At 74.6% G+C, this 10,369-nt stretch carries 11 protein-coding genes; 8 read left to right on the top strand and 3 right to left on the bottom strand.

Annotated elements, in window-relative coordinates:
* From ACOJUF_RS08385 to ACOJUF_RS08360, 6 genes are all read left to right on the top strand, one after another.
* Positions 1 to 654: RecB family exonuclease (locus tag ACOJUF_RS08385; protein ID WP_420121401.1), on the top strand; the 654-nt coding region annotated here is incomplete at its 5' end.
* Entirely contained in the window at positions 651 to 4,196 is a 3,546-nt protein-coding gene (locus ACOJUF_RS08380) for an ATP-dependent helicase (RefSeq protein ID WP_420121400.1), read from the top strand. The genes ACOJUF_RS08385 and ACOJUF_RS08380, both read left to right, overlap by 4 nt.
* Before the next feature lie 77 nt (positions 4,197 to 4,273).
* Entirely contained in the window at positions 4,274 to 5,086 is an 813-nt protein-coding gene (gene folP, locus ACOJUF_RS08375) for a dihydropteroate synthase (protein ID WP_420121405.1), read from the top strand.
* Between the two features lie 130 nt (positions 5,087 to 5,216).
* A complete protein-coding gene (locus ACOJUF_RS08370; RefSeq protein ID WP_420121399.1) occupies positions 5,217 to 5,669 on the top strand; it encodes a DivIVA domain-containing protein in 453 nt (150 codons plus the stop codon).
* Positions 5,666 to 6,178 carry an SRPBCC family protein gene (locus ACOJUF_RS08365; RefSeq protein WP_420121398.1) on the top strand — a complete coding sequence of 171 codons (513 nt, stop codon included), beginning with the start codon at positions 5,666 to 5,668 and terminating at the stop codon, positions 6,176 to 6,178. Before ACOJUF_RS08370 ends, ACOJUF_RS08365 begins: the two co-directional genes overlap by 4 nt.
* Before the next feature lie 89 nt (positions 6,179 to 6,267).
* A complete protein-coding gene (locus ACOJUF_RS08360; protein ID WP_420121404.1) occupies positions 6,268 to 6,846 on the top strand; it encodes a DNA-3-methyladenine glycosylase I in 579 nt (192 codons plus the stop codon).
* Positions 6,847 to 7,113: 267 nt separating this feature from the next.
* Here ACOJUF_RS08360 and ACOJUF_RS08355 read toward each other — a convergent pair whose 3' ends face one another.
* Positions 7,114 to 7,566, bottom strand: coding sequence for a DUF6191 domain-containing protein (locus ACOJUF_RS08355; RefSeq protein WP_420121403.1), 453 nt, complete (start codon positions 7,564 to 7,566; stop codon positions 7,114 to 7,116).
* Positions 7,567 to 7,784: 218 nt separating this feature from the next.
* A complete protein-coding gene (locus ACOJUF_RS08350) occupies positions 7,785 to 8,585 on the bottom strand; it encodes an enoyl-CoA hydratase-related protein (protein WP_420121397.1) in 801 nt (266 codons plus the stop codon).
* Positions 8,586 to 8,774: 189 nt separating this feature from the next.
* Between ACOJUF_RS08350 and ACOJUF_RS08345 the strand changes: the two genes are divergently transcribed.
* Entirely contained in the window at positions 8,775 to 8,942 is a 168-nt protein-coding gene (locus ACOJUF_RS08345; RefSeq protein ID WP_395725657.1) for a DUF3117 domain-containing protein, read from the top strand.
* Positions 8,943 to 9,021: 79 nt separating this feature from the next.
* Here the strand turns inward: ACOJUF_RS08345 and glgA are convergent, their stop codons facing one another.
* Positions 9,022 to 10,179, bottom strand: coding sequence for a glycogen synthase (gene glgA, locus ACOJUF_RS08340; protein WP_420121396.1), 1,158 nt, complete (start codon positions 10,177 to 10,179; stop codon positions 9,022 to 9,024).
* Positions 10,180 to 10,288: 109 nt separating this feature from the next.
* Between glgA and ACOJUF_RS08335 the strand changes: the two genes are divergently transcribed.
* On the top strand, positions 10,289 to 10,369 hold an 81-nt coding region (locus ACOJUF_RS08335; protein ID WP_420121402.1), incomplete at its 3' end, for a sugar phosphate nucleotidyltransferase.

Raw genomic sequence — 10,369 nt, 5'->3', positions numbered from 1 at the left:
GGGGGGGCCCCCCCGCCGGAGGCACCGGGTGCCACGGTGGTCTTGGGCGCCCCCGCGCCCGCCGCGGGGCACGCCCGCCGCCCGCCGCCGCCGATCCGGCCCGCTGGGCCGGCCCGGCCGGTACGGGTCAAGGGTCGGGCGGACCGGATCGATCGGGCGCCCGACGGAAGCCTGATCATCGTCGATTTCAAGACCGGGGCCACCGTGCCGTCGCGGGCCGCCGTCGAGCAGCACGCCCAGCTGGCCGTGTACCAGCTCGCGCGGTCGTTGGGGGCCGGCCGCCGGCTGTCCGGCGAGACCGGTCATCCGGGCGGCACCGCCGACGACCGGCCCGGCGAGGCGGGCAGGGCAGCCGGCCCCGAAACCCGGCTCGACGGCGACGGCGACGGCGACGGCGAGGGCGACGGCGACGGCCCCGTCGCGGACCGGCCCGGCGGCGCCGAGCTGGTGTATCTGCGCTCGGGCACGCCCACCGTGCGACGGCAGCCGGCACTGGACGAAGCCGCCGGCCAGTTCTGGATCGAGCAACTGCGGCAGGCGGCCGAGTTCCTGGCCGCCCCGCACAGCATCGCGGTGGAGAACCGAAGCTGCGAGCGCTGCCCGGTCCGGTCGAGCTGCCCTCTCCAACCCTCGGGTCGGCAGGTGACCCGATGATCACGGCGATCGAGCTGGCGCACGCGCTCGGGCTGCCCGCGCCCACCCCGGAGCAGGCCGCGGTGATCGAGGCGCCGCTGGTGCCCGGGTTGGTCGTCGCGGGGGCGGGCTCGGGCAAGACCGAGACGATGGCGGCCCGGGTCGTCTACCTCGTCGCCACCGGTCAGGTCCGGCCCGAACAGGTGCTCGGGCTCACCTTCACCCGCAAGGCCGCCGCTGCCCTCTCCCAGCGGATCCGCCGGCGGCTGGCCATGCTGCCGTCCGCCCGAACGGGGGTCGCGCCGGTGGATGCCGGCACTCTGGTCGGCGACCCGGACGTCAGCACCTACCACGCGTTCGGCGGCCGGCTGATCGCCGATTTCGGTCCGCTCGCCGGGGTGGAACCCGCGGCCCGGGTCCTCACTCCGACCGGTGCCTGGCAGCTGGCCCGGCGGGTCGTCGGCCGGTGGGACGCCGACCTGCTCACCGATCTCGGACCGGACCAGGTCACCGAACGGCTGCTCGCCATCTCCTCCGCGTTGGCCGACCACCTGACCGACGTCGAGGCGCTGTCCGACGAACTGTCGACCGTGCTGGCCCGGTTGCGGTCCGCGCCGCCCGGGCCCCGGCAACGGCAGCCGCTGCACAGCGGCCTGACCGGTCCGGTCAAGCGCCTGCAGGACCGTCAGTGGATCCTTCCGCTGGTCCAGGCCTACGTCCGGGCCAAACGCGAGCAGGGCGTGGTCGACTTCGCCGATCAGATGCAGCTCGCCGCTGACCTCGTCCGCGATCACCCGCGGATCGCCGCGGCCATGCGGGACCGGTACCGGGTGGTGCTGCTCGACGAGTACCAGGACACCGGGCATGCGCAGCGGGTCATTCTCAGGGGACTGTTCGGGGCCGGCGTGGCGCAGGGGGCCGGCGAGGGCCCGGCGTCCGGGTCGCCGCGGGGCGGCCACCCGGTGACGGCCGTGGGCGATCCGGTCCAGTCGATCTACTCGTGGCGCGGGGCCTCGGCGTCGAACCTGCCACGGTTCGTCACCGACTTCCCGCTGGCCTCCGGGCGGCCTTCCGGGGTGCGGCCACTGCTGACCAGTTTCCGCAACCCGGCCGCGGTGCTCGGCCTGGCCAACGAGATCTCCGCGCCGGTGCGCGGTGGCGGGGCGGTCGAGGTCGGCGAACTCCGGCCCGCTCCCGGCGCGCCCGTCGGTGAGATCCGGTACGGCCTGTTCGCCACGGCGGCGCAGGAGAACGCCTGGCTCGCCGGCGCCATCGCCGGGTTCTGGGAACGCGCCCGGCAGCAGGACGGGGCGGCCGCCGAACCGCCGACGACCGCGGTGCTGGTCCGCCGGCGCAGTGACATGGCGGACACGGCCGACGCCCTGCGGTCCGCCGGGCTGCCGGTGGAGGTGGTCGGGCTCGGCGGGCTGCTCGACGAGCCGGAGATCGCCGATCTGGTGGCCACCCTGCGCATCCTGGTCGACCCGACTGCGGGATCGGCCGTCATCCGGCTGCTCACCGGAGCCCGCTGGCAGCTCGGCGCCGCCGACCTCGAAGCGTTGGCCGCCCGGGCCCGCGAACTGGCCGCACCGGCGATCGCCACCGCCACCGACCCCGCGGCGAGCGGTGCGGCCGGCCGCGACCCCGGCCCGGGTGCAGGGCCCCCGGACGGCGCGGTGGCGGATCGGCCCAGCCCGGGTCCGCCGGGCGGGACCGGATCGTCCGCCGCCGGATCGTCCGCCGTCGGATCCTCGGGCGACCGTGTGTCCGGCGACCGTGTGTCCGGCGATGCAGCCGGCAGTGCCGCGGCGGCCGGTGTGCGCGCCGCGGTGTCCGCGGCGCTGCCGGTGGAGGACATCGACACCTGGTCGCTGGTCGACGCCGCCGCTGACCCCGGCCCGGCCGAGGGGTACTCCCCGCGCGGGTACCGGCGACTGCTGCGGTTCGCCGGTCAGCTGGCCCGGCTGCGCGCGCGGGTGGCCCAGCCGCTGCCCGACCTCATCGCCGATCTCGAGCGGGTCAGCCTGCTCGACGTGGAGGCCCTGGTGGCCGGTCCGGCCGCCCGGGCCCACCTGGATGCCTTCGGGGCGGTGGTGGCCGAGGTCGCCGCCACCGGGGCGGGACCGGCCGAGTTGTTGGACTACCTCGACGCGGCGGCGGAGCGGGAGGACGGGTTGACGCCGGGGGAGGTGCCGCAGCCGTCCGGACGGGTCCAGGTGCTCACGGTGCACGCGGCCAAGGGCCTGGAATGGGAGATCGTGGCGGTGCCGCATCTGACGGCCGGCGTCTTCCCGATCACCCGCGGCAGCACCTGGCTGGGTGATCCGGCGCAGTTGCCGCCCCAGTTGCGGGGGGACCGGATCGACCTGCCTCAGCTCGACCTGCCCGCGGACGGCACCCAGAAGGACCTGGCCGACGCGCTGACGGCCCACACCGCCGACTTCGGCGACCTGCGGCTGACCGAGGAGCGGCGGCTGCTCTACGTGGCGCTCACCCGCACCGAGCGGACGTTGCTGTTTTCCGGTCACCACTGGGGCCCGGGCACCGCCAAGCCGGCCGGCCCGAGCGACTTCCTCCTCGAATGTGCCCAGTGGGCCCGCTCGGTCGCCGAGCCCGACGAGTGGGCGGACGCGCCCGACCCGCAGGAGGCCGCGGTTCTGCCGCCGCGGACCGCGACGTGGCCGGTCGATCCGCTCGGCCGCCGCCGCGACGCCGTGCAGGCCGGGGCCGCCCGCGTCGTCGATGCCCTGACCGTCCTGGCCGACCGGACCGACCACGGGGATGCCGCCGTCGGTGCCCGTCGCGTCGACGTGGTCCGTCCGACCGACCTCGACGCGCCGCCGCCCGGTCCGGCCACGCGAGCAGCTCCGGACCCGGACCCCTTCGGGTGGTCTGCCGACGTGACCACGTTGCTGACCGAACGGGCCGCCCGCAGCGGTCCGGTGCTCGACGTCGACCTGCCGGGCACCATCACGGTGACGTCCCTGGTCGAGCTGGCCGACGACCCGGCCGAACTCGCCCGGCGGCTGAGCCGTCCGCTGCCCGCCGAGCCGTCGGGTCGGCTCCGCCGGGGATCGGAGTTCCATGCGTGGCTCGAGCACCGTTTCCGCGGAGACGCCCTGCTGGATCTCCGTGATCTGCCCGGGGCCGGGGACGCCTGGGTCGGCGAGGATCCGGAACTGGAACTGCTCAAACGCCGGTTCCTCGAGTCGGCCTGGGCCGACCGGGTGCCGGTGGACGTCGAGGTGCCGTTCGCGACGCGGATCGCGGGGATGGGAGTGCGGGGCCGGGTGGATGCCATCTTCGCCGATCCGGACGGCGGTGTGACGGTGGTCGACTGGAAGACCGGGCGGCCGCCGGACCGGCAGGAGCCGGCCGCGGTCCAGCTGGCCTGCTACCGACTGGCCATCGCCGAGCTGCTGGCGCTGCCTCTGGACCAGGTTCGCGCCGCGTTCCACTACGTCCGGGCGGGGAGCACCGTGGCCCCGGCCGATCTGCTCGATGCCACCGGCATTGCCGACCTCATCGCGGCCCGCACGGTGGCGCCGGCCGGTCGATCGTGAGCGCGTCCGCGGCCGGTCGCGGCCATCCGCCGGTGATCCTGCGCGGCCGCCCGCTGCCGACCGACCGGGCGGCGGTGATGGCCATCGTCAACCGCACCCCGGATTCGTTCTTCGACGCCGGCGCGACCTACGCCGAGGACGCGGCCATGGACGCGGTCCGGCGCGCGGTCGACGAGGGCGCCGATCTGGTCGACATCGGCGGGGTCAAGGCCGGCGTCGGTGCGGAGGTCACCGAGATCGAGGAGATCCGCCGGGTGGTGCCGTTCGTGGCACGGGTGCGCGAGGCCTTCCCTGGTCTGCCGATCAGCGTCGACACGTGGCGGTCGACCGTCGCGGTCGCCGCCTGCGAGGCCGGGGCCGACCTGATCAACGACACCTGGGCGGGCGCCGACCCCGGCCTCGCCGAGGTGGCCGCCCGCTTCGGCACCGGCATCGTCTGCTCGCACACCGGTGGGGCGGCGCCGCGGACCAACCCGTACCGGGTGGCCTACCCGGATGTGGTCGCGGCCGTGATCGAGCAGACGACGGGGGCCGCCCGCCGCATGGTCGCCCTCGGCGTCCCGCCCGAGGGGGTGCTGATCGATCCGACGCACGACTTCGGCAAGAACACCTGGCACAGCCTGGAGTTGGTGCACCGCACGGGAGAGCTGACGGCCACCGGGTGGCCGGTGCTGATGGCGCTGAGCAACAAGGATTTCGTGGGGGAGTCGTTGGACCTGCCGGTCGACCAGCGCCTGGAGGGGACCCTGGCGGCCACCGCGATCGCGGTGTGGCTGGGTGCGGCGGTCGTGCGCGCTCATCAGGTCAGGTCGACCCGGCGGGTGGTTGAGATGGCGGCCAGCGTGGCCGGCACCCGACCCCCGGCGGCGCCGCGGCGGGGGCTGGTGTGACGCCGCCCGGGCGCCGGCCGGACCACCGGGCGTGCGGGCGGCGCGGGGCCGCGCACAGACCGTGGCACCATCGTCGCAACGAACGAGCGTCGCGGGGCGGCACCGCGGGGCGCACCGGGAGGACGTCAGCGTGACCACGGTTCTGCAATACCTGGTGATCGCCGCGGTGATCGGCGGTGTGATCTTCGCGCTCGCCGTCTTCGTCTTCGGCCGCGGCGAGCAGATGGCCCCGCTGCCGCCCCGCACCTCACCCACCGAACTGCCCGACGCGGGCCTGACCGGTGAGGATGTGCGCTCGGTGCGATTCGCGATGGCGCTGCGCGGCTACCGCATGAGCGATGTCGATTGGGCGTTGGAAAGAATGGCCGGCGAGGTGGATCGGCTGCGCGCCGAGCTGGCCGACCGCGCGGGCCCCGCACCCGGCCCGGATGCCGACGCCGGTGCGGATCGGGGCGCGGATCGGGGTACCGATCGGGGCGCGGACCGGGAGACCGAACCGGTCTCGGTGCCGGCGGACGACCTGGCCCGGAGGCGGGCCGATCGGGAATCGGAGTCGGCGTCGACCGGAGGTGATCAGTGGTGAGCGCAGTCGTGACCGCATCGGTCGACGTGCCCGGAGTGAGCGCGGAGCGGGCATTCGCCGCGCTGGTCGACCCGGCCGCGCAGGAGCGCTGGATGATCGCCACCCGGCTCTACCCGGTGGAATCGGAGGCGCCGGTGCCGCAGGTGGGGTCGCGGGTCGCCGCCTTCACCGGGGTCGGCGGCGTCGGGTTCCTCGACACGATGCGCGTGACCGCCTACGAGCCACCCGACCGGTGGGTCGTCGCCAAGGACGGCGATCTCCTGCGCGGGGTGGGCATCATGCAGGTGACGCCGACCGCCGGTGGGTGCCGGGTCACCTGGACCAACGAATTGACGTTGCCGTTCGGCGTGCTCGGCCGGATCGGGTTCCTGGTCGGCCGGCCGGTGGCCCAGGCTGCCCTCGGCGCCTGCCTGCGCCGGCTGGGTCGGCTGCTGCGCAGCGGGGAGCTGCCCTTGGTGGACCGCCTCCCACCGGCCGGGACGGCGGCGAGCCCGCCGGTCGCCCGGTGACCACACCGGCGACCACCGCGACGGCCGGCCCGGTCGGCCCGGCGGCCGCCGCCGATCCGGGTCCCGTCGGGTCGACGGCCGAGACCGGGCTGATCGTCGGCGACGACGGCCGCCTCCGGTGTCGATGGGGTGGCAGCACGCCCGACTACGTCGGCTATCACGACACCGAATGGGGCGTGCCCCTGCACGGCGACGACGCCCTGTACGAGCGGATGTGCCTGGAGGCGTTCCAGTCCGGGCTGAGCTGGCTGACCATCCTCCGCAAGCGGCCGGGCTTCCGGCGGGCCTTCGCCGAGTTCCGGATCGAGGCGGTCGCCTCCTTCGACGATCGCGACGTCGAGCGCCTGCTCGGCGACCCCTCGATCGTGCGCAACCGGGCCAAGATCCAGGCGTCGATCCACAACGCCCGGGTCGCGGCTCACCTCGACCAGGGTCTGGACGCGCTGCTCTGGTCGTTCGCGCCGGCCGGTCCGCGGGCCCGGCCGGCCACGATCGGTGACGTCGCCGCGGTGACCCCCGAGTCCACCGCGATGGCCAAGGACCTCAAACGCCGCGGCTTCCGCTTCGTCGGCCCGACCACGGCCTACGCCCTGATGCAGGCCACCGGCATGGTCGACGACCATCTGGCCGGTTGCTGGCGGGCGGCCTCGGGCTCCACTCCGAGCTGACGCAGGCTCCACGCCGAGCTGACGCCCCACCCGCCGGCACCGACCGCCGGGACCCACCGACAGCAGCGACCGCCAGGACTCACCGCCGGCACCGACCGCCAGGACTCACCGACAGCAGCGACCGCCAGGACTCACCGCCGGCCACGGAAGACGGTCGTGGACCGGCCACCGACGGGATACCCCCCTGTCGGACGTCAGGCGGACGTCAGGCGGAGGCCGGTTGCGCGCCGATCGGACGCGGCCGCCGCTGCGGCCTGCCGGGGGGGATCAGCGCCGGCCGGCGCTCCTCGCGCGCTTGCCCCGCGGCCGCCGCGGCGCGGCGGCCGGCTCAGCTGACGGATCGGCCGACGGCCCACCCGCGGCGGCGGGTGCGTCCGGGTCGTCGGACTCCGCCGAGTCCGCCCCGGTGGGCGCCGCACCGGAATCGGAGCCGGGAACATCGCGGGTCCGGGCGGACCCGCCGGCCGGGGAGTCGTCGGGGGCCGCCCCCGCATCGCGGGTCGACCCGCTCGTCACCCCGGTCGTCACCGCACTCTCGTCGGACCGTCCGTCGGCGTCCTCGTCGCCGGGCGCGTTGATGACCGCGACCCCGGAGTCCAGATCGATCCGCAGGTCGCCGTCGCGGGCGTTGCCCTCCTCCTCGCGGCGCGCGGCCCGGGCCCGACGTTCCTCGAGCTCATGACGCATGCCGGGGTTGAACAGCGCGCCCAGCTCTCCCATCGGTCCCACCGGACAAGGCTACGCCGCGGCGTCCCGTGCGGCCCCTCGGCGCCGCACGCCAGGTCCCGTCCCGGAGATCGGACCGGGGGACGCGGGCCGCTCGACCGGGATGCCGGGACCGGGTGCACGAGAGCGGCCCGCCGGTCGCCGCCGCGGGCACGAGAACGACCCCACCGCCCGCCGTCCGAGCACCAGGTGGACGGCCGTGGGCCGCCCGGTCAGCGACCGGTGAAGACCGGCGGCCGCTTCTGGACGAACGCGGCGACCGCCTCGTGATGATCGGGCGAGGCGAAACACGCCGTCTGCGCGCGGTCCTCGAAGGCCAGGGCCGAGTCCAGGTCGGACGACGCGGCATGGTGCAGGGACGCCTTGATCCAGCCGTACGCCTGGGTCGGTCCCGCGGCGAGCCGGTCGGCGAGCCCGGCCACCGCGCCCGGCAGCTCCGCATCCTCGACCACGCGATCCACCAGCCCGATCCGCAGCGCCTCGGCGGCGTCGACCTTCTCGCCGAGCAGCATCATGGTCGAGGCGCGGCCCTGGCCGACGAACCGGGGCAACAGGTAGGACGCGCCGGTGTCGGCGGACAGGCCGACGCCGGCGAAGGCCATCGAGAAGGTCGCCGACGCCGCCGCGATCCGCAGGTCGCAGGCCAGCGCGAGGCCGGTGCCGGCCCCGGCGGCCGGCCCGTTCACCGCGGCGAGGACCGGCTTGCGCAGGCTCTGCAGCGACCTCACCACCGGGTTGTAGAACTCGGCGACGGTGCGCCCGACCCGCTCGTCGCCGGCCGCGACCAGGGCCAGATGCTCCTTGAGGTCCTGACCGGCGCAGAACGCGCGGCCGGCTCCGGTGACCACGACCGCCCGGACGGATGGATCCGTCGCCCCGGCCAGCGCCGAGAGCAGCGCCTGCTTCAGCGCCGAATCGAACGAGTTGAAGGCCGCCGGCCGGTTCAGCGTCACCGTGCGGACGGCGCCGCGATCGGTGACCAGGACAGGATTCTCGCCGTTCGGCTCGGTCATCGGGGTCCTTTCGGGGGTCGGCTCCTGGTTCGGCCCGCGCCGCAGCGACCCTTGGACGAGTCGACCTGGATTCGGCGCACCACCGATCATGGGGGAGAATGGAGCGTCCGCGAATGATCGCGGAAGGACGGGGGGCCGTCTGGCCCGTACCGTCCGCAGTTTTCTGGTGAGTGTTGGAGGGAGTCGCACATGGCGGCCATGAAGCCCCGGACCGGGGATGGTCCTCTCGAAGTGACCAAGGAGGGCCGCGGGATCGTCATGCGCGTTCCGCTCGAGGGCGGCGGACGACTGGTCGTGGAGATTTCGGCCGACGAGGCCTCCGCGTTGGGCGACGCGCTCAAGGCCGTGGTCAAGTAGCGGGTCCGCGATCCGCTCTTTTGTGGAACCGCCCGGGTCGCCGTGACGGCGCCCGGGCGGTTCCGTTTCCGATCCGTGGTCAGCCGCCGAGCACCCGGCGGTACAGCTCGACCGTCTGCTCCGCGATCGCCGTCCAGGAGAACTCGTTGACCGCGCGGTCGCGGCCGGCCTGCCCGTAGGCGGCGGCGCGCGCGGGGTCGCGCACGAGGTCGTTGACGGCGGTGGCCAGATCCTGCTCGAACACCGCGCCCTGCTCGGCGTCGTAGTGCACCAGCAGGCCGGTCTCGCCGTTGTCGACGACCTCGGGGATGCCGCCGACGTCACTGGCGACCACGGCCGCGCCGCAGGCCATGGCCTCGAGGTTGACGATGCCCAACGGTTCGTAGACCGAGGGGCAGACGAACACCGTCGACGCGGAGAGCACCTGCTTGACCTCGGGCAGGGTCAGCATCCCGTCGAACCAGAAGACGCCCGGCCGCTGCGCCTGCAGCGTGGCGATCGCCTCGGCCGTCTCGGCGGCGATCTCCGGGGTGTCCGGCGCACCGGCGCACAGCACCAGCTGCACGCCCGGATCGAAGTGGTGGGTCGCCGCGACCAGATGGCCGACCCCCTTCTGCCGGGTGATGCGGCCGACGAAGGAGACGATCGGGGCGTCCAGGTCGACCCCCTTGTCGGTCAGCAGGGAGCGCTCGTCGGTCTTGCTGTAGATCTCGGTGTCGATGCCGTTGCGGATGACGTGCACCTTGGCCGGGTCCAGCGCCGGGTAGCTCTCCAGGATGCCGCCGCGCATGCCGCTGGAGACCGAGATGATCGCGTCGGCCGACTCGTAGGCGGTCTTCTCCGCCCAGGAGGACACCCGGTAGCCGCCGCCCAGCTGCTCGGCCTTCCACGGCCGGTGCGGTTCGAGCGAGTGCGCGGTCACCACGTGCGGGATGCCGTGCAGCAGCTTGCCGATGTGGCCCGCCATGTTGGCGTACCAGGTGTGCGAATGCAGCAGCTCGACCCCGGCCGTCGCCGCGACCATCGACAGGTCGACCGACAGCGTGGTCAACGCCGCGTTCGCCCCGGCCAGGTCGGGGGCCGGTCGGTGCCCGGTCGCGCCGGGCCGGTCGTCCCCGAAGCAGTGCACATCGACGTCGATGAGCTTGCGCAGTTCGCGGACCAGGTACTCGACGTGGACGCCGGCGCCGCCGTAGACGTCGGGGGGGAACTCGCGGGTCAGGATGGCGGTATGCACGCCCGGGAATCTACTCACGCCCCCCGCCCGGCGCAGGGTGGGCACGCGTGTGCGCCGATCGGGTGCGTCCCACGCGCGGAAGCCATCGGTGGCGGCTAGTGTCGGCGCCATGCCCAAGCCCAAGGTTCTCGGCATCGTGTTGGCGGGTGGCGAAGGAAAGCGGTTGTGGCCGTTGACGGCCGATCGGGCC

It is taken from the genome of Nakamurella sp., assembly GCF_048594475.1.
Lineage (GTDB): Bacteria > Actinomycetota > Actinomycetes > Mycobacteriales > Nakamurellaceae > Nakamurella.
The sequence above is the reverse complement of the archived record's forward strand: the minus strand, read 5'-3'. Positions and strand labels throughout refer to the sequence as shown.

Bases quoted from the DNA above. Each gene is read 5' to 3' on its own strand.
- ACOJUF_RS08380 (WP_420121400.1), top strand. From the start codon at position 651: ATGATCACGGCGATCGAGCTGGCGCACGCGCTCGGGCTGCCCGCGCCC.
- folP (WP_420121405.1), top strand. From the start codon at position 4,274: ATGGCCATCGTCAACCGCACCCCGGATTCGTTCTTCGACGCCGGCGCG.
- ACOJUF_RS08355 (WP_420121403.1), bottom strand. From the start codon at position 7,566: ATGGGAGAGCTGGGCGCGCTGTTCAACCCCGGCATGCGTCATGAGCTC.
- ACOJUF_RS08350 (WP_420121397.1), bottom strand. From the start codon at position 8,585: ATGACCGAGCCGAACGGCGAGAATCCTGTCCTGGTCACCGATCGCGGC.
- ACOJUF_RS08345 (WP_395725657.1), top strand. From the start codon at position 8,775: ATGGCGGCCATGAAGCCCCGGACCGGGGATGGTCCTCTCGAAGTGACC.